The sequence below is a fragment of the Paenibacillus sp. GD4 genome (assembly GCF_030846225.1).
Lineage (GTDB): Bacteria > Bacillota > Bacilli > Paenibacillales > NBRC-103111 > Paenibacillus_G > Paenibacillus_G silviterrae.
Genome location: NZ_JAVCYK010000002.1, coordinates 729411 through 751513, shown reverse-complemented (window position 1 = coordinate 751513; position 22103 = coordinate 729411). Strand labels below are relative to the sequence as shown.

Annotated in this window: 19 protein-coding genes and 1 pseudogene; 17 read left to right on the top strand and 3 right to left on the bottom strand. The window is 50.3% G+C overall.

Translation table 11 applies throughout. The annotated features are described in order from the left end of the window. Positions 1–93: 93 nt before the first annotated feature. Entirely contained in the window at positions 94–921 is an 828-nt protein-coding gene (locus RAC89_RS26290) for an AraC family transcriptional regulator (RefSeq protein ID WP_306616695.1), read from the top strand. 89 nt (positions 922–1010) lie between these two features. Here RAC89_RS26290 and RAC89_RS26285 read toward each other — a convergent pair whose 3' ends face one another. Beyond that, positions 1011–1853 carry an AraC family transcriptional regulator gene (locus tag RAC89_RS26285; RefSeq protein ID WP_306616694.1) on the bottom strand — a complete coding sequence of 281 codons (843 nt, stop codon included), beginning with the start codon at positions 1851–1853 and terminating at the stop codon, positions 1011–1013. A gap of 243 nt (positions 1854–2096) precedes the next feature. Between RAC89_RS26285 and RAC89_RS26280 the strand changes: the two genes are divergently transcribed. The 3 genes from RAC89_RS26280 (at position 2097) to RAC89_RS26270 (ending at position 5378) form a co-directional block, all read left to right on the top strand. After that, positions 2097–3404 (top strand): ABC transporter substrate-binding protein, encoded by a 1308-nt coding sequence (locus RAC89_RS26280; protein ID WP_306616693.1) that lies wholly within the window; start codon positions 2097–2099, stop codon positions 3402–3404. A 150-nt stretch (positions 3405–3554) separates the two neighbouring features. Continuing rightward, entirely contained in the window at positions 3555–4553 is a 999-nt protein-coding gene (locus RAC89_RS26275) for a hydroxyacid dehydrogenase (protein ID WP_306616692.1), read from the top strand. A gap of 12 nt (positions 4554–4565) precedes the next feature. After that, positions 4566–5378: a sugar phosphate isomerase/epimerase family protein gene (locus RAC89_RS26270; RefSeq protein WP_306616691.1), complete on the top strand. Its 813-nt coding sequence runs from the start codon at positions 4566–4568 to the stop codon at positions 5376–5378. 55 nt (positions 5379–5433) lie between these two features. Here the strand turns inward: RAC89_RS26270 and RAC89_RS26265 are convergent, their stop codons facing one another. Further along, positions 5434–6261 (bottom strand): AraC family transcriptional regulator, encoded by an 828-nt coding sequence (locus RAC89_RS26265; RefSeq protein WP_306616690.1) that lies wholly within the window; start codon positions 6259–6261, stop codon positions 5434–5436. Positions 6262–6401: 140 nt separating this feature from the next. Between RAC89_RS26265 and RAC89_RS26260 the strand changes: the two genes are divergently transcribed. From RAC89_RS26260 to RAC89_RS26245, 4 genes are all read left to right on the top strand, one after another. After that, on the top strand, positions 6402–7172 hold the full coding sequence (locus tag RAC89_RS26260) for a sugar phosphate isomerase/epimerase family protein (RefSeq protein WP_306616689.1): 771 nt from the start codon (positions 6402–6404) through the stop codon (positions 7170–7172). Positions 7173–7183: 11 nt separating this feature from the next. Continuing rightward, complete coding sequence (locus RAC89_RS26255) at positions 7184–8263, top strand: Gfo/Idh/MocA family protein (RefSeq protein WP_306616688.1); 1080 nt, start codon at positions 7184–7186, stop codon at positions 8261–8263. A 174-nt stretch (positions 8264–8437) separates the two neighbouring features. Then, on the top strand, positions 8438–9175 hold the full coding sequence (locus tag RAC89_RS26250) for a YheC/YheD family protein (RefSeq protein ID WP_306616687.1): 738 nt from the start codon (positions 8438–8440) through the stop codon (positions 9173–9175). A 189-nt stretch (positions 9176–9364) separates the two neighbouring features. After that, positions 9365–10642: an ATP-binding protein gene (locus RAC89_RS26245; RefSeq protein ID WP_306616686.1), complete on the top strand. Its 1278-nt coding sequence runs from the start codon at positions 9365–9367 to the stop codon at positions 10640–10642. 72 nt (positions 10643–10714) lie between these two features. On the opposite strand, the pseudogene uidA reads toward RAC89_RS26245, so the two are convergent. Beyond that, positions 10715–12514 (bottom strand): annotated as a pseudogene (gene uidA, locus RAC89_RS26240) (beta-glucuronidase). Between the two features lie 127 nt (positions 12515–12641). Between uidA and RAC89_RS26235 the strand changes: the two are divergent. The 9 genes from RAC89_RS26235 to RAC89_RS26195 all read left to right on the top strand — a co-directional run bounded on the left by RAC89_RS26235 (position 12642) and on the right by RAC89_RS26195 (position 22087). Beyond that, positions 12642–13862 (top strand): AraC family transcriptional regulator, encoded by a 1221-nt coding sequence (locus RAC89_RS26235; protein WP_306616685.1) that lies wholly within the window; start codon positions 12642–12644, stop codon positions 13860–13862. A gap of 96 nt (positions 13863–13958) precedes the next feature. Next, complete coding sequence (locus tag RAC89_RS26230; RefSeq protein ID WP_284645887.1) at positions 13959–14135, top strand: hypothetical protein; 177 nt, start codon at positions 13959–13961, stop codon at positions 14133–14135. Positions 14136–14222: 87 nt separating this feature from the next. Further along, the gene (locus tag RAC89_RS26225; RefSeq protein WP_306616684.1) at positions 14223–14351 is read left to right on the top strand and encodes a hypothetical protein; all 129 of its coding nucleotides are present in this window, start codon (positions 14223–14225) and stop codon (positions 14349–14351) included. A gap of 38 nt (positions 14352–14389) precedes the next feature. Next, a complete protein-coding gene (locus RAC89_RS26220) occupies positions 14390–15052 on the top strand; it encodes a hypothetical protein (protein WP_306616683.1) in 663 nt (220 codons plus the stop codon). 506 nt (positions 15053–15558) lie between these two features. Then, the gene (locus tag RAC89_RS26215) at positions 15559–17370 is read left to right on the top strand and encodes a sensor histidine kinase (protein ID WP_306616682.1); all 1812 of its coding nucleotides are present in this window, start codon (positions 15559–15561) and stop codon (positions 17368–17370) included. Next, complete coding sequence (locus RAC89_RS26210) at positions 17342–18823, top strand: response regulator transcription factor (protein ID WP_306616681.1); 1482 nt, start codon at positions 17342–17344, stop codon at positions 18821–18823. The genes RAC89_RS26215 and RAC89_RS26210 overlap by 29 nt, the downstream gene beginning before the upstream one ends. Positions 18824–18930: 107 nt before the next feature. Further along, the gene (locus RAC89_RS26205; RefSeq protein WP_306616680.1) at positions 18931–20244 is read left to right on the top strand and encodes an ABC transporter substrate-binding protein; all 1314 of its coding nucleotides are present in this window, start codon (positions 18931–18933) and stop codon (positions 20242–20244) included. A gap of 72 nt (positions 20245–20316) precedes the next feature. Then, entirely contained in the window at positions 20317–21192 is an 876-nt protein-coding gene (locus tag RAC89_RS26200; RefSeq protein WP_306616679.1) for a carbohydrate ABC transporter permease, read from the top strand. Between the two features lie 109 nt (positions 21193–21301). Next, positions 21302–22087 (top strand): carbohydrate ABC transporter permease, encoded by a 786-nt coding sequence (locus RAC89_RS26195; RefSeq protein ID WP_306617800.1) that lies wholly within the window; start codon positions 21302–21304, stop codon positions 22085–22087. Positions 22088–22103 lie beyond the last annotated feature (16 nt).

Here is a 22103-nt window from a genome sequence, read left to right as displayed (position 1 = left end):
TAATCCATTATAACGCGGGATTTTCCCTGAATATAGAAACGGATTTTCATATTTCTATAACGATTTTCACATTAGATAGGGAGGGGGCGGGTTATGCAGCGCTTCGCATTTCTTATGCATTCCGAATTGGAAACGAAGCTGCCCGTCTATATGTGCGGCGCAGGCTATTGGACCAGCCAGGAAACCATCATCCGGCCTAAGGGTTATCCGCTGCCGCAATGGCTGTTCTGCACTGATGGGGAAGGGGAGCTGAAGCTGGGCGGGGAAATCTGCAGCGTCAAGCCGGGGATGGGCATTTTCCTGAAGGCCGACGAGCCTCATGAATATCGGGCCATTCGGGAGCCATGGGAGATCTATTGGCTGAATTTCAGCGGGGAGCAAGCAGAACGCATGTCACTGTTGGCGGGTTTGACACGGTCGGGCGTTTACCGGATTACGAACTATGACTTGATACTGCATCATATGAAGGCAGCGCTTACCTTCGCCCTATCCGAGAAGCCTCTCGCGGGCATGGAATGCTCGAAGCTGTTATACAGCCTGCTGATCGATATCACGAAGTGCATTACCGTACATCAGCCGTCCATCGAACAAAATTATATGCGGCTTACGCCGGTCTTCAATTATATGGAACAGCATTACGCAAGCAAAATCTCGCTTGAGGAATTGGCGGAGCTGCTTGGCGTGTCGACCCAGCATTTATGTCTTTTGTTCCGCAAGATTGTGCATTGCCGCCCGATCGAATATTTGAACCGGCTGCGAATTAATAAAAGTAAGGAGCTTATGCTGAAGGAATGGGATGCCCGGGTGGGAGAAATCGCACGCAGAGTCGGGTTTGATACACCAAGCTATTTCAGCACGCTGTTTAGGAATGCCGAAGGCATGAGTCCGGAAACGTTCCGCAGACTTAATGGCATGAGGTGATAGGTGGATAGAATTGCAGGATCCGTTTTTTTTCGGCATTCAACGTGGAGCGCGGGGCTTGGCAGAGCCCCGGGCCGCTTCTATCTGCCCTAACGCGTGCTTTTGCGATAATGTCCCGGGGTAGAGCCGGTTATTTTTTTGAACGTTACGTTAAAATTGGCCGTATGCTCGAAGCCGGTCGCCTCCGCAACGGCACCGATCGGGATTGACGTTTCCCGAAGCAGCCGTTTGGCCTCACGAATGCGTACGAGCTGAAGATATTCCTTGAAGTGGAAGCCGGTAATGCTGCGGAATATTCGGCTTAAGTATGACGGACTGATATAGAAGCGCCTCGCCACATCATTCAGCGTCAGCCCGGTGGCATAATGCTCAACTACATAGGCGGCAATTTCGGAAACCTTCTGATGCATGGGGTGAGAGGAATGGGCAAAGCGCTGGCTCTGCTTCCTTTCGTTCCGGTGCATAAGAACCAGCAGCTGTGTGAGGCTTGCCCGTACAAAGGCGGAGCAGCCTTCCTCTTGCCCTTGGCACTCGTGAATCATTCTTCGCAGCAGCTCCTCAACGGCCGCCTGTTCATTCACGGAAAACCGAAAAATGCGGGAGGGTCGCTCCTGGGGAAGCAAGTTAATCGGGGCTCGTGCCAGCTCCGGCTGAATGAACGCATCGGTGAAATTGACCAGAATCCGTTCGCATTTCGACGCTTCCGAGCTTGTCGACCGGTGAGGATCGTTCGGATTAATCAGAATCATATCGCCCTTCTGGAGCAAGTACACCGTTTCGTTCAGGAAAAAGATGCGCTCCCCTTCCATCACATACAAGATTTCATAAGAAGGGTGCGCATGGGGGCCGCGCATCTGGCCGACCAAATTCGTGTAATGTATGGAAAAATCATTATCCTCAATGGCATATTTGACGATGGATAAGTCGCTCATGTGTCAGCCCCCGTGACCTTAATTAGCTTCATCGTACCACATGGATAGGAGACAAGGAAGCTTTCCGAATGGCTCAATGAGACAAAAAAAGCAAAAAAATAGGAGAATAACGCAAAGAATTTTTGTTTTTTTGTATGCTATCATGAAGTATAACAACGGCACACAGAAAACAATCGCTTCCAGAACATGCATCATGAGCCCGACTCATAAAGTGCTGCATATTGAGAAGGAGGTCGTGTTTTTATGTTGAAAAAGGGTTTTGTATTCTCCGCAGCCAGTCTCCTTATTTTAAGCGCTTGCAGCGGCCAAGTGGCCCAGAATCCCGGGGATTCTCCGAAGCCGGCGCAGACTAAGGAACCGGTTGAGCTGGTGGTTTATTCGACGGCAGCTACGTCGGAGGAGGAATTCAAGCAGAAGTTTACCGATCCGATCGAAAAGCAATTTCCCGAAATCAAGCTTAAATATATTAAAAAAGGGACAGGCACCAACATTGATGAATTGGTTTCCGCAGGCCAGCATATCGACCTCTATTATGAAAGCGTTAACTTTTTTCACACGATGACCCGATATGGCCTCGCCACAGATATGTCCGACCTCATTAAGAAGCACAATGTCGATATCAGCGCGTTCGAGCCTACGATGATCGATTATGCGAGGGCGATGTCCGGCAGCGGCATTTACGGTCTCCCGGTATCGACGGAAAATGTTATTTTGTTCTATAACAAGGATATTTTCGATAAGTTCGGAGTGTCTTACCCGAAAAACGGGATGACATGGAATGAAATACACGACCTGGCCAAGAAGCTGACCCGAAATGAGGGCGGTAAGCAATATTTGGGCTTTGTCGCGTCGCCGGCGCATACGCTTCGGGCGAATCAGTACTCGCTCACGTTCCTGGATCCGAAGACGGACAAGGCGACGATTAACGCCAACGAAAAGTGGAAGCAGGTATATCAAACGTACTATATCGAAGGTTCGACCGATGCAGGGTACAAGGCTGTGATGGGCACGTTGAAGAACAAGCTTCCGTATAAGGACGCCTTCCTCAAAGACAGAAATCTTGCCATGTTCGCCTATTTGTCTCAATTGGACTGGGCCGCAGGAGGTGCGGAGGGAATGAACTGGGATATCGCCTCCTTGCCGACCTTTAGCGATCTGCCGGGTGTCGGCTCCTCCGCTTATCCGTTCTACTGGGGCGTCACCGCCCAAAGCAAGCATAAAGACGAAGCGATGGCTGTCATTAAATACCTGACCGGCAAGGAGTACCAGACCAAGCAGGTTCGTGGAGGAACGATGACGACGCTTAAGGACGACGCGATCAAGAAGCAGTTCGGCGAGGACAGCAAGCATAAGGACAAAAACCTAAGCGCGGTGTTCCATAATAAGTATGCTCCGCTTCCGGCGAAGTCGATGGTCGAGGGCGACGCTCAGCCGGCTTACGAAAACGCGGTTCATGAAGCGGCCCTTGGCACGGCGGATCTTAATACGTTGTTCCGTACCATAGAGGAGACGGCGAATAAGGCGGCGGAAAGCGCTAAGGCAAAGAAATAATTCAATAAACCATGAATTCGCTTGGATTGCGGATTCATGGTCTTTTTTTGGCCTCCTGCGGATAAAGAAACGACAAGTAAAGACAAAAGGTATCCCTTTGGGGCAAGCCGTTGTCATGCTAAAATATAGATGGGGAGAGGAGGCCATCGCATGAAAACCTTGGTAACGATATGGAAGAAGGAGCTCCGCGAGTTATTTTTCTCCGACGAGGTGGTCAGTAGACTGCATAAGGTTTCCGATGTGGATTGGGTGACGGCAGGGGAGCCCTATGAAGCGGAGCAGCTGCTGCAGGATATAGGCAGCTACGATGCGGTACTGACTTCATGGGGTTCGCCGAAGCTGACTGCCGAGATTGTAGCTGGGGCCCATAAGCTCCAATTTATCGGACACGCCGCCGGTACACTTATTCCCTACGTGGATCCCCTTGTCTTCCGCAAGAGGATCACGGTGGTCAATGCCAACATGGCCTTGTCGAAATCGACGGCTGAGCTTACCCTTGCTTTGATGCTGGCAGGCTCCTGGAATATTTGCAGCTTGCGCGATCAGCTTCGCTCGGGAATCTGGGGAGGAAACGGGGGGACCGTGAACGGTCTATACGGACAGCCGGTAGGCATTGTCGGCATTGGTGAGGTGGCGAGGGAGGTCATCCAACTACTTCGCGGCTTCCATACGAACATCAGGCTGTTTTCTCCTTATTGCAGCGAAGAAGAAGCGCGGCAGCTTGGCGTTACCTTGTGCAGCTTAGAGGAGCTGCTGTGCGAGAGCCGTATCGTATCCCTTCACGATACACTGACTCCCGCCACACGGGGAATGATAACACGGGAGAAGCTTCAATTGCTTCCCGACGGCGCACTGCTGGTGAATACCGCCCGGGGGGCGCTGGTGGAAGAGGAGGCCTTGTGGCAGGAGCTGTCCTCCGGGCGAATCCATGCAGCGTTAGATGTATATCATCAAGAGCCGCTAGCGGCGGAGAATCCCTTGCTAAGGCTGCCGAATGTGATTTGCCTGCCTCATATCGGAGCTTTCTCGAGCTACTGGAAGGCACAGCTGGGGGCGATGGTGGTGGAGGATTTGGCCCGTTTTGCCTCTGGACTCCCTGTACTGCGGGGGATAACGGAGGAGCGTTTCTTACGAATGACCCATCGTTAAGGAGGACTGCAGATGAAATTATCGTTTACCACATTGGGCTGTCCGGATTGGGATCTACAGCTGATCATCGGGAGAGCGGCCGAGTACGGCTTCGACGCCATTGATTTCCGGGGCTTGAACGGCGAGCTCCAACTCTATAAGCTGCCGGAGTTTGCAGAATTCGCCCGCAGCACCAAGGAGGCAATAAAGGATGCGGGGCTGACGGTATCCTGCTTCTCCAGCTCGGTAAAGGCGTTTTCGGCCGGTGATCTGGATGCCAATATAGAGGAAATCCGGTCGTATGCGAAATTGTGCTCGCTGTTCGAAACGCCTTACATCCGCGTATTCGGAGGCGGCATAGGGAGTGTAAGCCGTCACGAAGCCGTAGCTGCGATGGTGGCTCACCTCGATATACTGGGGACGATTGCGAAGGAATATGGAGTGAAGCTTCTGCTTGAAACGCATGATGATTGGACCTCCTGCACGGATGTGAAGGCGGTTATGGAACAGCTGGATCCCGACGCGATCGGGGTGCTGTGGGATCTGCACCATCCCTACAGGGTGCTGGGTGAGTCCCCCGAAGAGACACTAGCCGCATTGGGACCATGGATCCACTATACCCATGTGAAGGATTCCCGGCTGACGCCGGACGGCAAGAGGCCTTTCCAATATTGCCGTACGGGGGAAGGAAGCATTCCGCTGGCAGAAATGATCGGTCTCCTTCGCAGCCGCGGGTATGACGGTTATTACACACTTGAGTGGGAAAAGAAGTGGCATCCCGACCTCGAGGACGCGTCAATCGTCTTCCCGCACTATGTTCACTATATGAGGCAGTTAACCGAATAAGCCGAAGCAGCAATCAGAGCCCAGTCGTTCATCCGAGTGGGCTTTTTCCTGATCCTCAAAGGTCTGTTGATCGATAACGTCGCGAACGATAAGCGCTCGGCGGCATTTGATATCGGGCATGAAAGGCTCTGCAGAAGTAGGGATAGCTGTTAAAGCCTGCCGCTTCGGCGATGTCTTCGAGTCTCATATCGCTCACAAGCAAACGTTCCGCCGCGATGGTTAATCGAACATTGACGGCATACCGCATGATGGATTGCCCGAACGTCTTGGAGAATATATGCGATGCGGTGGAAACGCTGATATCATGCTGCTTCGCGATTTCCTTAAGTGTTAGCGGTTCCGTAGCATGAAGCTCAATATACTGTTTTAACCGGTAGGGCAGATATTGATCATTCCTTGCGGTGCCTGTGACCCGGTTGCGAACGGCGCGCTCCAAGGTCAGGTAGAGCACCCGAAGCAAATAATCCAGCAGCTCCGCATTGTCTTCCCGAATATTCCGTTTCTCATAGACGATACGCCGCCATAAGGATACAACCTCATCACTTACCCCAATACTTGCATGCTCCGGGAAGGAGCCTGCTCCGCACTTGTCCTCGATCCATGTTCCCGAGCAGTACAAGTAGTAATCGGCGCTGTCAATCGGCAACGAGCCGTTGTCCGACGGTTCGGAGTCGATCATCAATTGATAGGACTCTCCTGGCCTTGAAAGGATGAGATCTCCCGGTTTTAAAGGGTACCAGGTTCCGTTAAGGCTTGCTTTACATGTCCCTTTCACTTGCAATCGGAGCAGAAATCCGGTTATTTGGCTTTTCTTTCTACTATAATACGGCTTGCGGTGCTGCGAGTATCCCGCATGGTGAAGGGTGGCTTCGGATAAGCCCATACTCTCGCCTCCTTATGGGGTTGTTATGATTACAAAACAACATTATGCAAGATAAGTCAAGAGTAGCTGAATAAGTCATTCCTATCCAATTGAACGCTTATTATACTTTACTTAACAACATACAAAGGAGTGATATGGCAGTGAAGAACAACATCGCCGTGCAGCTGTACACATTGCGAGAAGAGTGCAAGTCCAATTTTCCGAAAGTGCTTCGGGAAATAAGTCAAATGGGATATGACGGAGTCCAATTCGCAGGCTTCCATGATTATGATCCTCTAGAATTGAAAGCGGTTATTTCGGAAACCGGTCTCGGCGTAGCCGGTATGCATTATAGCTACAAATTTCTGGCAGAGAATACAGCTCAGGCTATCGAGGAGGCCAAGTTGTTCGGTACACCGGATCTTGTGTGCTCAAGTATGATACAGGAGCTTCGAAGCACGGAAGGCTACATCGCTGCGAAAGAGGAGCTGAACGCGATAGCCAAACGGATAAAGCCGAAGGGCATGCGTCTCAGCTACCATAACCATGCGTATGAATTTGATACGAGCATTGACGGCAGGGACGCGTTGTCGTATTTACTGGAGCCGGCAGAAGAGAACGACATTCTCGCGGAAATCGATGTTTACTGGGTCAAGAGGGGCGGACGAGATGTGACGTCGTTCCTTAAGCCGTACGTAGGCCGCATGCCGATCATTCACCTGAAGGACATGTCGGACGACGCAGAGAAGTCCTTCGCTCCGGTCGGTACCGGCACCATCGACTTCACTTCGATTCTGCAATGGGGGGAAGCCTCCGGTGTTGAATGGTACGTTGTCGAGCAGGACGTATGCAAGTCCGATCCGATGGAATGCGTCCGGACAAGCCTGGCTCATTTGAGCAAGCAGTTTGACGCTTTAAAGATGAAACGATAGGGGGATCCAATATGGGCAAAAAGTGGAAGGTAGGCATTGTAGGAACAGGGAACATATTTAAGACCGCGCATATGAAGACCTGGATGGAGCATCCGGAAACGGAAATCGTGGCGGTATGCGATACGAATTTGGAGCGTGCGCAAGGCATCGCCGAATCGATCGGTTTGGACCAATCGAAAGCGTATGGAGATTACAAGGAGATGCTGCGCTCGCAGGAGGATATAGAGATTATCGATATTTGTACGCCCAACCTGTACCACTCCATCGTTGCGATTGATGCGCTTAAGGCCGGCAAGCATGTTTTCTGCGAAAAGCCGGATGCCGTGAATCCACAGGAAGCCCAAAAGATGGCCGATGCGGCCGCAGTCAGCGGAAAGCTGCTCATGACCATGCGAAACAACCGGTTCACGCCGGGTGCCCAATTTCTAAAGCGATATATTGCGGAGGGGAACGCCGGAGAAATCTATACCGGTCGCTGCGGGTGGGTACGTAGACGCGGGATTCCCGGCAAGGGCGGATGGTTTACAACGAAGGAGCTGTCAGGGGGCGGACCGCTCATTGACCTAGGGGTTCATTTTATCGATGTGGCGATGTGGTTTATGGGCAATCCGAAGCCGGTAGCTGTCAGCGGTGCGGTGTACACGAAGTTTGCCAGCAGCGAGCTGTCGGATTCGATCCACAGCTCATTCGGAGAAAGTCAGAAGGATGGTACCTTCGATGTAGAGGATTTGGCCACGGGCTTCATTCGATTTGATAATGGCGCCACCCTTCAGATTGAATTCAGCTGGGCCTCCAACATCGGAGAAGAGACTAATTTCGTCGAGCTGCGGGGAACGAAGGCTGGGGTAAGCCTCAAACGGGGACAGGCGCAAATCTTCTCGGAATCAGCTGGGCAATTAACCAATGTGGAGCCGGTCATCAAGAACCGCCAGGTAGATGCACATGGAGAGAACATCAAGCATTTTATCAACTGCTTGGCTGGCCGTGAGGAGCCGATCATTCTGCCGTCGCAAGGCGTAGATATGATAAAGATTTTGACGGCGATTTATGAGTCTGCGGAGACGGGAAGGGAAATTCGATTATCGTGGTAATTTGAACGGCAGTCCGGGGTGGCTATAATGCCCAGGGCTGCCGTGTTTGTTTGACGACGACATTCCATACCGATTGCCAATATTTGGGTCCATTAGGCAGTTGCCGTTGCTGGGAACCATTCCTAGTCATACATTACCGTAAAAGAAGTCCATGCTGCCGAGGAGGAGCTGTACTTGGGAAAAATACGTTTTCACCGTATGTTTCAACGGGAGCCAAAGCTGCGAGCCTACTTGCCTGGCACGGCGATCTGCAATCCCGAACGACTGAGGGAGTATTTGCAGCGTTATCGCACAGTGTTTATTAAGCCGGATGGAGGCTGTCGCGGAATAGGAATCGTTAAGGTTTGGCAGGGGGAAGACCGCATTTCTTTCGTTAAAATCAAAGGGAAGCCGCAATCCGTTTCGTCCATTCATGCCTTGTATAAGAAATTGCACTTATCCCGTCGGCCTCACATTGTACAGCAGGCTATTCAACTTGCCCAAATCAACGGCAGACCCTTCGATATTCGCGTGATGATGATGAGAGACCAAAGGAACCGCTGGATATGTATCGGAATGGTCGCTAAAGTGGCTGGCGTGGATAGTGTAATAACCAATGTTGCCAGAGGCAAAGGCTCTGTTATGTCCATAAACAAAGCACTGGAGAAGTCCTTAGGACTTACCGGGGAGCAGGCTGCAAGGAAGAAGGAAGAGCTTATTCGGCTAGCTTCTTTATGCACCCGCATTTATAGCCGAACACGATATGAATGGCAGATCGGATATGATCTGGCGCTGGACCGGAAGGCCAAGGTGTGGTTTATCGAATCCAATCCGAGGGTGCCTGCGCATAATTTATTTTTAAAGGAGCCGGAGTCTTACCGAAAGATAAAACAGCTCGCAGCCTTCCATAAAAGCAAGGGGGGCACTAGGTAAACGCCATAAAGCAAACTTGCGAAAGACACACGAACAGGGTGTCTTTTTTCTTGTTCAACAACGGATTTCCTATTCCAGGCCGTTTAAGCTTCCTGCTGCATTCTCCGGGTTGAATTTGTAGTACCATTTATAACCCAAATAGGTTATGTTTATAGTGTTACTTGACAATGCAGACGGGGGTATATAGGTTTGGACGAGCTCGAACCGTTATTGTTAAATGTTCTGTTTATTATTATTTTCTTATTGTTCATACCGATGTTTATGCACATCAATCGATTTAACGGATTGGCTAATTTGCATAAAAGAAAGTGGGTTCAACTTATATCTGCCGGTATTGCCAGTATCAGCTGTATTATGTTCCCCATCACAATTGTCGAGGGCTACATATATGATTTGCGGTTAATTGCCGTTGTGCTCGGAGGGCTCTACGGGGGAGTTGCAGGAAGCATATTTTTAGTTGCCGCCACACTGACGTTCCGGTGGTTTTGGCTCGGCGGTTCGGGGGCCTCGGCGTCCATTATCGTTTGTACTATTCTTCTGTTAGTTATCATTTTACTGACTAAACACTATGTAAACGCATCCAGACGTCATAAACTCATCCTGGGGAATGCCGTTTCCATGTTCGCCGCCGTACTCGCTTTAACTGTTTCCATCGTCATTTTTCAGGTTGCATTTAATTTGTTTTTTGTTATTTCGTATCTGCTATTAACGGTGTTCACAACCGCTATAGTCGTTTACATCTATGAGGTGTTTCACGAAAATATGTTGATCGGCGAACGAGTGATCAAAGCCGAGAAAATGGAGATGGTCAGCCAACTGTCCTCCTCCATCTCTCATGAAGTGCGTAACCCGCTTGCCGTGGTTAGAGGTTTTTTGCAAATGATGGAGCAAACGGAAATACCCGTTGAAAAACGAAACCAGTTTTTAAAAATTTGTATCGGCGAGATCGACAGGGCGAACGACATCATTCAAAATTACTTGACGTTTTCCAAGCCGGCCGTACAAAATGTTGGAAATATGGATATCAAGGATCAGCTGCAAAAGGCAATTCATATCATTAGCCCGCTCGCAAACATGAACTGCGTAGAAATCGAATCGAGATTGGAATCGTACCTTATTAAAGGCGAGCCGCAACTGCTGCAGCAATGCTTGCTGAACCTTACTAAAAATTGTATTGAGGCCATGCCGGACGGCGGAAGCTTGTACATAGAAACAAAGCTGCAAAACGGGGAGCTTGTTATTGTGATCGCCGATACAGGCAAAGGGATGACGACCGAGCAATTATCTCGCATAGGAGAGCCTTACTTTACTACTAAAGGGCGGGAGGGTACCGGGCTTGGTATGATGACCGCTATGCGAATCATAGAAATGATGCGCGGCAAGCTGACGGTCTCGAGTCATATGAAGAAAGGCTCTACGTTTACGATTCGTTTCCCACTCGAAGCATCCGGCGAACAAGCCAGCTGAAGCAAACCAGTTCACTTCCCTTCGCGGGAGCGGACCGGTTTTTCTTTTCCCAGCCGGTTCAGAGATTACAGCTCACCCTTTGTAATTATAATCCGGAATCGCGGACCATCTTCGACGCAGCTCATGCGCCGCGGCCTTAGGCTTTCTCTCCCGGGTAAAAACTCCTTTTTTGTTGCCCTGCACGCGAAGGATCCCTTGACTTGTGTTAAAATCAGCGAAGTTCCATACTTGCTCCCCAACGAAACTGACAAATTCATCGAATATTTCGTGATTGGCCCGCAAATACTCCACTTGATATTCTTCCGTGAACATCACCGGATCGACATCGTGCAGGCCGGCCACCGTATCTGCCCCGTACTCTGTCATCATAATCGGTTTACCCGGGTAACGTTCGGTCCATTTTTTAAATTCCTTACGCAGCTTGTGCCTGGCGATCTCTAAAGCGCCTCCTTCAGCATACCAGCCGTAGTAGCGGTTTAACGCTAATACATCAACAAGCTCCGCCACTTTACATGTATCAGGTGTGGACCACATATGCGTAACAATGGTAACCGGACGCTGCTGCGGGTCACAGTCCCTTGTTAATTTCACTAACGGTTCAAAATACTCATAAGCTCCTTCCTCTTCGGAGGCGGGCTCGTTGGCGATCGACCACATTACGACGCAGGGATGATTTTTGTCGCGCGCTACGAGTTCTCGGATGACATCTTTATGGTGGTCGAAGGTTCCAATATGCTCCCAGGTATTCCGTCGAACGGATTGCCCGAACATGGTTGCGCCAAAATTCAAATGAACCCCGACGGCAGGCACTTCGTCAATGACAACGATACCTTCCCGGTCTGCGAGCCTCATCAACTCCTCGGAATATGGATAATGGGCGGTGCGGAACGAATTGGCGCCCATCCATTTCATTAATCGGAAGTCCGTCACATTCACCGCTTCGTCGAAGCCGCGGCCATGGATCGGGGAATCCTCATGCTTGCCAAAGCCTTTGAAATAAAAAGGCTTCCGGTTGACCAGGAACTGGCCGTTCTTCACTTCCACCGTCCGGATGCCAAAGGGCTGTTCGTAGACGTCAATCGGACTTCCATCCTGATGAAGCTCAACCCGGAGCGTATAGAGGTAGGCATTAAGCGGCTCCCAAAGTATTGCCGACGGGATCCGGTACTGCCCCCTGTGGCCCTCGAACTACGCTACGACCCCGCCGGATTCATCGATGACGCTCGTCTTTACGTCAGCTTGCCCTTCCAAGAAGATTTCATAATCGACAATCCCTATAGTACCCTGCCAATCCGTAACTACCGTAATATCTTTGATATAGACGCCTGGTGTCGTATATAGCTTGACAGGTCTGTGGATACCTGCGTAGTTAAAAAAATCGAAGTTAGGGCTGTTGCGCGCGATCTTCCCCATACCTTCGACCTCGAGTTCTTTATAGTTGCCAACCGGCAGGGTCGTTTCATCGACGATATTGTTAACGGCTACGGTTATGCGGTTTTTGCCCAGTAATATCACATCTTGGATCTCCGCTTCGAAGGGGGTGAAGCCTCCTTTATGCTCCGCCACCAAGGCTCCGTTGATATAAACCTTCGCTGTATGGGTGACAGCGCCGAAACGTAATACCAGCCGCTCGGAGGACAGCATAGCCGGCACCGTGAATACCCTTTCGTACCACACCCACCCGACGTGATTGCGGATATCTGCGCTTACACCGACATCATTATAGGAGGCAGGAACAGCCATTGAAATGGCATGGGTGAGCTTATTTTCGTACCACTTTTCTTCAAAACCATGGCCGGTGTCCAGTTTAAATGACCAAATCCCGTTTAAATCGAGAATTCCTCTTGTTTCAGTAACGATAGGGTATAACATAAATCCCTCTCCCATCTCATTTGAAATCGCTAACATAATTACATTATACTTAGAACTTGAATGGAGTTTATAATACTCGGTTAGCATTTGTAGGGCCAAATTAGCATGGAGGGGCAGACGAAGGAATATGATTTCAGCCGGAACGACCGTATTTTACTTAACTGATCTGAATACCTACATTTGGGATGACTCAGCCGGTCTGAAGCTGTCCTTCGAAAGGGCTTCACTGCCTGAGCTTCTCAAAGAGCTGCAGGCTGCCGACTTCTGGGCAATGTTGTGCGCAGTGCGAAAAAATCCGGACCAGGCTTCCGTCTATACGAATGTCCATGGCCTCTCTTACGTTGCAGCGTTATGGAAACAGGGAGGAGAGAACATGCTTTTTGCAGCCGGCCCTTTTCTGACACATCTGCCCGAACTATCCAAGCTAACATATGGAACGAATATCGAACAGAGCGAGAAGATCGCTCTGGAAGCTTTTTTCCGAGGACTGAAGCTTATGGGGAATTCTCAAATCCGGAGCATAGCGAGTATTGTGCACCGAATCGGCGAGATTCCTCAGATTTCATTGCAATATATAGACGTACGCCAAGCCAATGCAGTCAAAAGCGGACAACGGAGAGCTTCTCTGCAGGAGGCGATGGATCAGCCGGATCCGGGGTATGCCGGTCTGATTGAGCTCAGATACAACCTAGAGAAGCAAATGATGCACGCGGTCGAGCTTGGGGACATTGCTAGGCTCAAACAGTCGTTACTGAAATCACGGGATTTGTTCGACTTCTCCGAGCGTTATCCCGGGAGGCCGCTCAGGGCGCTCAAAAACGGACTCATCGTGTTAAACACGATTCTGCGAATATCCGCCGAGCAGGGGAAGGTACCTCCTTTCTTTCTGCATCATTTATCTGAGAAATTTGCGATTGAGATCGAGCGTTTGGAAAGCTTGGACATGCATCAAAGGCTGGTGGAGCAGATGTGCATGGAATATTGCAGCTTAGTGAGAGAATATACGCTGGCAGGGTACTCGGCTCTCGTCCAGAAAGCGGTCGGTTACCTGGAGGTGCATCTCGGGCAGCCCTTTGAGCTCGAAGGATTAGCGCGTTATTGTACCGTTCATCCGGCGCATCTCTCCCGGCAATTCAAGAAAGAAACAGGATATACGTTGACGGATTTTCTGAATAGGCTGCGAGTCCGGGAAGCTAAAGCACGGCTTAGGCTGGACCGTAGTCCCATTGAAGAGATTGCATCGAAGCTCGGCTTTGAGGATCCCTCGTACTTTGCCCGTGTGTTTAGGAAGCAGGAGGGTGTGACGCCTTCGCAATATCGAAATTCGAAGGGTGAAAGTTCTGACTAATAGAAGCGGAATGGAGATCCTACATAATTAGCCTCCTCGTAGGGCATTCTAAACGCGCAGCATGGAGCTGTGAGTAAAGAAACGGAGGTGTTTCTCTTGGCTAACGATAAAGACAATTCGGTATGGGATAAGACGAAGAACGCGGCCAAGGAAGGTGCGAACGTCGTGAGCGACACATTCGATGTTATCGGCGACGCAGCTTCCAACACGGCAAAAAGAGTGACTGGCGAGCGTCACACATCCATGGAGACAGCAGTGGAAAAAGGGGACTAAATCCCTGCGGTAATTATGCTCACTACAAAGTCCGGTTGCGATAAGCAGCCGGTCTTTTTCTTATGGAAGGACATGAGGAGGCATGTGATGATGTCGCACTCAAGTGCTGGGATGCCGCCCGTTGACGCCTTGAAGGGAGCACCCGTATACTTAGGTTATGATATCGACCACGGTACGACCATGGCTGCATGGAAGCGGGCCACGCTCTCATCTTGACTGAGAGAATGCTGCACTTATGGAAGGAGGATCCCTCTATGAATATGGAACTTGCCAGAAAATACGCTCCCTATTTGTCCTTTGACCGGAAGGAGCCGTTCTATCCTGCATTAACGGGTGTAACGTTTTTGAAAGAGGGCGATAATTCTCCGTCTTTCCGCAGAAGCTTCTATTGGGAGGATTATCCGGGCGCGACTGTTATTGAGTATGCCCTTTATTGGGATTACGATATTCAGCACATGTATGATTTGGAGCATGTGTGGATCTACGTAGGGCGATACGGGGAAGTGCTTGATGCGGAAGCAAGCTTTCATGGAAAATATCTTAAAGGCCTGCTGCCGGACCGCAGCAATCTGGAGGAGGAGACACATGTCAGGCTGTACTCCCAGCCGGGCAAGCATGCGTTCCTTCCGAAGCCGGAGCTGTTTGAGCTTGTACCGGATCTGCGGAAAGCAACGAAGGAACGGGCCGGCGTAGGCGGCCTGCTGATTACAGGACCGATGGAAGGGGTATTGGAAAAGGACGAAGGGACAGACCTTCTCGTAGAGAAGTATTTATTCTCGGAGGGCTTTATCCCTTCCATGGAGTTCATCCCCTATACGTTGACCGATGATCAGTTTGTCAGCTGGGAGGTACTTTCCCTTGCAATTCCTGAACGCATTGAAGCTTGTTTGAAGGAGCTTCGCAGCTTATCGCTGTGAATATCAGTTCGATGCTAACGGGCGTATCGTCATTAAAGGGGAAGAGTCGAAAAACCAAGGAACTAAGCAGCGTGTATTTGTTTAGCTCCTTGGTTTTTTGGTGTTTGCCAAAACGCCTAATCGCAAATCTGCAGCTATACAGCGTGTACAGCCTTTTTGATCATCTGTAATCGCATATCTGCTATTAGGCGGAGTATGAAGTGAGAAAACCAAGTCATCAGAACAGCCTAGTCGCATATCTGCCATTATTCACAAGAATTTTGGCCCTATGAATATCTGTAATCGCACATATGCTATTAGCCGAGCATGAAGCACAAAAGCTTTCAACTCAACATGACATGTCTTGCCGTTTTCTCGGTGAAACTATTGTATAAGACTATCTATTATCCGGAATGACTGTGGAGATCGTATTTTTGCTTTTTTGTTTACTAATCTTGCCGGAAAGGGATTCGTTTGGTCGTATAGAATAAATGAGGTAGCAAAAATCGAATGGAGGATGGGATGGAATGCCGTCTTGGTTGACGAAGCTGGTGCCCTCCACGCTAAAGAACCGATTGTTCTTAGCTTTTATTTTGTTCATTTTGGTGCCGTTCTTTACAATAAGCGCGATAAACTTCAGGAATATGGAGGTCCTGCTAAGGGAGCAGGTCAGCACGCAAAATCTGGAGCAAATGAGGGGAATGAGCCGATCCTTTGAAGAGCTGCTTAGTGTCGCAAAGAAAACCTTCTATCTGATCGAGCAGGATAACACGGCAAAGGCCATTCTGCAAAATCCGTTATTCGGCGACAGCTATGAGGTGTTCAATCAATGGACCATGATGGAAAGCAAGCTGAAAGCGATCAATAACAGTCTATTTATTTCCAATTCTTACGTGTACTACACTCTGCTTGATAGGTTCGGCAATGCGTACTCCTCCTATTCTCCTGTAGCACCGCTGCGGCATAAGGAGCTAATGAGCTCAAATTGGGCAATCGGCAGCCTGCAAGGGGATACGTACGGGCAGTGGTTCTTGGAGCCCAATTATACCCAGGCGGGTTCAAGCGCGAGAAGACCGCTAATCTCGACGGCCAGGGCATTTCGCAATGTGGAAAATGACGCTTATGCCGTTGCCAAAATCAGTGTCGATTTCGACAGCTGGTTTCGTAATGCAAACCCGGTGAACGGCAATAATGAGACCTACACTCTGCTTTCGGAGCAATTGGTTCCCGTAGCCCAAACGGGGGAGAACCGCCAGCTGGATCCCGTCATTAAGGAGCTTGAGGCATACCAACGCCCGAATGGATCGCTCCAGGTGGATGATTATTTCTACACCTACATCCGGATTGCCGGATTAAACTGGTATATGGTCAAAAGCATACCGACGGAGGTAATGTTCAGCCGAATCGATGCGCTGCAGCGAACCTTTTATGTCACTTCCTTCGGGATTGCGATTTTATTTATCGGGATCACGTTTCTTATCGCTTCCACCATGACCCGACCGCTGCAGCAGCTTCGCAAGAAAATGACCCAAATCGTTCAGAGCAACCTGAAGGTCCGGCTCCCGGAGGAGCAATATATGGGGGAAATTCAAACCTTCGTGCAAGGCTTTAACTCCATGGTCAACGATATGGACGAGCTCATTCATAAGCTGAAGGTGGAAGAACGGCAAAAAGAAGCGATGCGGTTTCAAATGCTGTTGTCTCAAATGAATCCGCATTTTCTTTTGAACACACTGAATACCGTCAAATGGATGTCGATGGACACACAGCAGCAGCAGCAAATTCCGCAGGTATGCGAATCCCTCGGCCGTCTATTGACCGTGGGCATGAGACTTGATGTGGATCTGATTCACTGGGAGCAAGAGATCGAGTTGGTAGACAGCTATATTTATATCCAGCAGCACCGGTACGACCGCCAATTCGAGGTGCGTTATGAGTACGACGATGAGCTCAGATTTGCCTTAGTCCCTAAGCTCTGCCTGCAGCCGTTGGTCGAAAACTGCATTTATCACGGCTTCGCCGGAATGGATACGCAAGGCATCATTACGATCCGCGCATCCATCATCGAAGAATCCCTATTGCAAATTGAAGTACATGATAATGGGGTTGGGATGCGCTCCGCAGCGCAAGCGGGCTCCGTTCGGAAATCGGGAGGGAATGGGATCGCGCTGCGTAATGTGGAGGAAAGGCTGCAGCTGCTTTTTCGCGAAAAGGCAGCCATTGCGTTTCCGGAAACGGATCGCGGCACACTGGTCACAATAAGCATACCGCTGCTCATATCGGCACCATACCAAGAGGAGGGAACATTCGATGTGGACCGTACTGCTCGTGGAAGATGAAGCGTTCGTGCGCCGCATGATACGCAGCAGCATGCCTTGGGAAAGCAAGGGCTTTCAGGTCATCGGAGAAGCGGATCATGGGGAGGAAGCCCTCGAGTTCATTCGCAAATACAGGCCTGATCTTGTTGTCACCGATATTATGATGCCGCGGATGAATGGGGTCGAGCTGCTTAAGCAAGCCCGCCGCGAAGGGCATACCTGCCGGTTTGTCATGCTGTCGGTTATGGATGATTTTCAGTATGTGCAGCAAGCGCTCGAGTTCGGCGCGTCTAATTATATTCTTAAGCTGTATTTGTCTCCCGAGAAGATAAGCGAAGTGCTGGATAAGGTTGATGAGGAGCTAAGGAAGCAAACCGTCTCTTGGTCGAGGGAGATGGAGGAGGTATATGAGAATCTGTGGAGCCGGCTGCTGAATTCGTGGAAGGACGAACAGTCTTTACCGTCAGGGCCGGCTATGGCGCCGGGGCTTCCATCGTCAAGATGTTTAATCATTCATCTTATTCATGGGAAGCCAAGCTTTACCCTGGATGCCTTTCTTGCATTAGGCATCGTCGGAGCTGAGGCAGCACCTCATCTCAACCTGTTCCACAAGCAGGGACAGACGACCGTATTCTACTGGTTGCCCCCTTCAGCGCCCGCTGCTGCTTTCAAGGCAAATACACCGGCTTGGAAGGAAGGAGTCGCCGTCTATGCGAGCGTCTATCCGTCAGTCGACCTACCGAACGTGTGGGAGCACGTAATTAGAAGAGCGGATGAGCAATGGTATGCCGGGAAGACAGGCGTATTCGGAGTGGGGATCCCTTCAGATCATCCCATCGCAGCCGTTCCAACCTGGGAGCTGGAGCGTGAAGTGATTCGCTGCCTGGAGCAGAAGCAAGCAGATAGCTGCAAAGCGCAGGTAAGCCGCTTGTGGGAATTATTCCGTGGTGCACGACAGCCATCGGCCTTGGTTCTCGAGGCGGCGGACCGGTTGGTCAAGCTGTTCGCGCTCATCACCGGGCGAACCCCGTCGATTTCCAACGAAGCTCCCCTTGCCATATCACATGACGGCTTGCAAACCGTCGTGGAGCTCGAGATCGATAAATCGATCCGCAGCTGGCATGAGCAGAGCGTCGAAGTTACCGACCATCCGGAAATCAACAAGGTGATTCAATATATTCGCAGCAACTACGCCTCCGAAATCACGGTAACCGGCTTGGCCGAGCTGGCGGCGATGGATGATAAATACTTGTGCGGAGTCTTTAAGAAGAAAACGGGAGAAACCATTGTCGGCTTTATACAGCGAGTCCGCATCGAGCAAGCCCGAGCTTATTTGGAGCATACGGACTGGCCGATCGCGGAAATCAGCTATAAGGCAGGGTTTGCCCACGAGAATTATTTTGCCAAGGTGTTCCGTAAGCTTACGGGAATGACGCCAAGCGCCTATCGTCAGCAAGTACAACACAAAAGCTGACTTTTGTTTCATAACAACAGACGATCGTTCCTTCGATATGTGGTGACCGGGTGATAAAGTAAAGGTGTAGAAAAAAACCAGATCACATCAAACAGGGAGGGTCCCACATGAAAAAAATACAAAAAACAACGATCGCGCTCATGTCCACCGTGCTGGTAGCCGGCTTGGCGGCCGGCTGCGGCAAGTCCGAGGAGGCCGCGGGCAAGGGGCAAGGCGAAGCTTCCAAAAAGGTTGTCAACCTGACGATGTGGGGAGGGGTACCCGCGGAGAATGGGCCGCAGAAGGTTGTCGATGAGTGGAATGCCAAGAACCCCGACATCCAAGTCAAGTACGAACGCTTCGTTAACGATGATGCCGGGAACCTAAAGCTGGATACGGCACTTGTCTCCGGACAGTCGGTCGACCTGTTCGTTAACTACTCCTTATCCATGCTGTCGAGCCGGGTGACAGCCAAGAAGGCTCTGGATCTTAGCACCTTCAAGGATTACAACATTGAAGAGAAAATCGGGCCGATGTCGAACGATTGGAAAGTCGATGGAAAGTTCTACGGGGTGCCTACCACGAAGTCGCGAAACATCGTATGGCTCAATAAAAATGCCTTAGATGAAGCGGGATTGCCGGTTCCGCCGCCGGACTGGACCTTGAACGATCTGCAAACGTATGCTCAGAAGCTGAAGAAGGATAAGCGTTGGGGATACTTAATCCATCTCTCCGGGGTCACAGGGCTAATGGACGGTCCGATTGATGCGAAAGGTTATGTCAAGGCGGACGGTACCTCGAACCTGGATACGCCGGATACCCGCAAGGTGTTCGAGACTTACTTCAACATGATGCATACGGATAAATCCATGGTGCCGCTGGGGGAACAGCTGACGACCAAGATGCCGGTAGAGACTTCCTTCTTGAAGGGCGAATCGGCCATGCTGGGAGCAGGGGAATTCATTTTCCGTACCGCCAACAACTTAAAGGACAATCCGCGTGACTTCAAGATCGCCTTCACGCTTCCTCCGAGAGTTTCGGATGACAAGGACTACCGCTACCTGGGAGGACTTGGAGATGTCATCTCCATCAACTCCAATTCGCCGAACAAAGAAGCTGCCTGGAAATTCCTGAAGTGGTATGCGGACGGCGGAATGCTCCCAATGGCGCCGGGCGGCCGTATGCCGGCATCCAAGGACGCCAATTATACCGAAGCGCTGAAGCTGCTCGTGGGTGAGAATGGCGGTACGTATGATCTGGATTCCTTGAATAAGGTCATGGCGGCGCAAACTCCGATGTACAATACAAAGCTTCCTCAGCAGGTCATGGACATTCGCCGCGAGGAGTATGAGAAATATTTCCTGAAGGCTCAGTCCCTCGATGATATGATGAAGAGCATTGTGAAGCGGCATAACGATTATATTTCCAAAAATAAGAAATAAACACTTGGATCATAACGGAGGAAGTGATGGGTTTCCGTCCTTCCTCTTTCCTTTAGGAGGGAGCTGGTGACCATGAATTGGGCAAAGAAGCAGACCTTTGCTGGCTACTTATTCATCCTGCCGAATATGCTGGGTGTCATCGTATTTTTCATCATTCCCGCGCTGTTCTCTCTTGTGATTATGCTGACGGATTATCAGTACTCGAATCCCGATTATGAATTTGTCGGACTCCGTAACTTTCAACGTTTGTTTGAGGATGAGGTATTTTATGTAGCGTTGAAAAATACCGCCATGTTTCTCGCGTCCGTGCCGGTGTCCATGCTCATCGCCTTTTTTGTGGCGTTAATACTCAATCGGAGCGTGTATTTAAAAAGCTTGCTTCGCGCCTTGTACTTTATGCCCTACATTACCAGCGGTGTGGCCGTTGCCTTCGTGTGGATGCTGCTGTTTCAGCCTGGGCAAGGCCCGATTAATATGATGCTCCGTGCCTTGGGGATCGAGAATCCGCCCGGCTGGCTTTCCACTATGGATACCTCGATGTATGCCATCGACATTATCTGGGTTTGGTTCATGCTCGGCTATAACATGATCATTTATCTTGCAGCGCTCCAAGAGGTTCCTTCCGAGCTGCTGGAAGCAGCCAAAATCGATGGGGCCGGCAGCTGGCGGACCACATGGAGCATTATTTTTCCGCTCGTCAGCCCGACGACTTTCCTGCTGCTCATTACAGGCTTGATTTCTTCGATGAAAACATTCGGTCTCATTGAAGCGATCACGCAAGGCGGACCGGGGAACAGCACCAACGTCCTGTCGCTATTCATCTACCACAACGCATTCCGCTACTACGAGATGGGCTATGCCTCCGCGATTTCTTGGGTCATGTTCGCGATCATCTTCCTGATCACCATACTGCAGTGGGTCGGACAAAAACGGTGGGTGCATTATTAATCTAGGGGGTAAGCACATGGAACATCGAGTAACTCGTCAAGCACTGGCTCTGCCATCCCCGTCCGGACTGCGAAGATTTTCCTTGGGAAAGCTGCTCCTGACTGTAGTAATGATGGGATTGGCTATCGTCACCGTCATCCCGTTTCTTTGGATGATTACGACCTCCTTCAAGTCACCGGCAGAGGTCTTCGTTTATCCCATCAAGTGGATACCGGACCAGTGGCTGCTGGATCACCATCTGAAAGTGTGGTCGGGAAAAGACAGCTTTGTTACCTACTACTTGAACTCACTCAAAATATCACTAATTTGCATGGTCGGGGCAACACTCTTATCCTCGCTGGCAGCATATGGCTTCGCGCGGATCGAATTCAAGGGGAGGGAGACGCTGTTCCTGATTTATCTATCCATGATGATGGTACCTCCCCAGGTGTTGTTCGTCCCGAAATTTATCATGTTTAACTGGCTCGGCATTTACAATACGCATTGGGCCTTAATATTACCGGGTCTCTTCACGATCTTCGGCGTATTCCTTCTTCGTCAATTTTTTCTTTCGATCCCGAAGGACATCACGGAGTCAGCCTTTATTGACGGAGCCGGACACCTTCGAATCTATTGGCAGCTGATGATGCCGCTGGCCAAACCGGCCCTGGCCACCCTTGCGATTATCGATTTCTCCTGGCACTGGAACGATTATGAGAATGCCTTGGTTTTCCTGCTCGACCGCCAGCTTTACACAGTCCCGCTCGGTCTGCAGAACTTCATCCTCGAGTATAACATCGATTATAACGGGATGATGGCCGCCACCTCTGCGGGGATTATTCCGATGATTGCCGTCTTTTTAGCAGGACAAAAATATATCATTCAAGGCATTTCCGGTACGGCTGTGAAAGGCTAATGAACACATAAGAGGC

Coding starts and splice junctions, on each gene's coding strand:
- RAC89_RS26265 (WP_306616690.1), bottom strand. CDS start 6,261: ATGGGCTTATCCGAAGCCACCCTTCACCATGCGGGATACTCGCAGCAC.
- RAC89_RS26205 (WP_306616680.1), top strand. CDS start 18,931: ATGAAAAAAATACAAAAAACAACGATCGCGCTCATGTCCACCGTGCTG.
- RAC89_RS26225 (WP_306616684.1), top strand. CDS start 14,223: ATGATGTCGCACTCAAGTGCTGGGATGCCGCCCGTTGACGCCTTGAAG.
- RAC89_RS26235 (WP_306616685.1), top strand. CDS start 12,642: ATGATTTCAGCCGGAACGACCGTATTTTACTTAACTGATCTGAATACC.
- RAC89_RS26195 (WP_306617800.1), top strand. CDS start 21,302: ATGATGGGATTGGCTATCGTCACCGTCATCCCGTTTCTTTGGATGATT.
- RAC89_RS26275 (WP_306616692.1), top strand. CDS start 3,555: ATGAAAACCTTGGTAACGATATGGAAGAAGGAGCTCCGCGAGTTATTT.
- RAC89_RS26280 (WP_306616693.1), top strand. CDS start 2,097: ATGTTGAAAAAGGGTTTTGTATTCTCCGCAGCCAGTCTCCTTATTTTA.
- RAC89_RS26290 (WP_306616695.1), top strand. CDS start 94: ATGCAGCGCTTCGCATTTCTTATGCATTCCGAATTGGAAACGAAGCTG.
- RAC89_RS26255 (WP_306616688.1), top strand. CDS start 7,184: ATGGGCAAAAAGTGGAAGGTAGGCATTGTAGGAACAGGGAACATATTT.
- RAC89_RS26220 (WP_306616683.1), top strand. CDS start 14,390: ATGAATATGGAACTTGCCAGAAAATACGCTCCCTATTTGTCCTTTGAC.
- RAC89_RS26215 (WP_306616682.1), top strand. CDS start 15,559: ATGCCGTCTTGGTTGACGAAGCTGGTGCCCTCCACGCTAAAGAACCGA.
- RAC89_RS26285 (WP_306616694.1), bottom strand. CDS start 1,853: ATGAGCGACTTATCCATCGTCAAATATGCCATTGAGGATAATGATTTT.
- RAC89_RS26270 (WP_306616691.1), top strand. CDS start 4,566: ATGAAATTATCGTTTACCACATTGGGCTGTCCGGATTGGGATCTACAG.
- RAC89_RS26200 (WP_306616679.1), top strand. CDS start 20,317: ATGAATTGGGCAAAGAAGCAGACCTTTGCTGGCTACTTATTCATCCTG.
- RAC89_RS26210 (WP_306616681.1), top strand. CDS start 17,342: ATGTGGACCGTACTGCTCGTGGAAGATGAAGCGTTCGTGCGCCGCATG.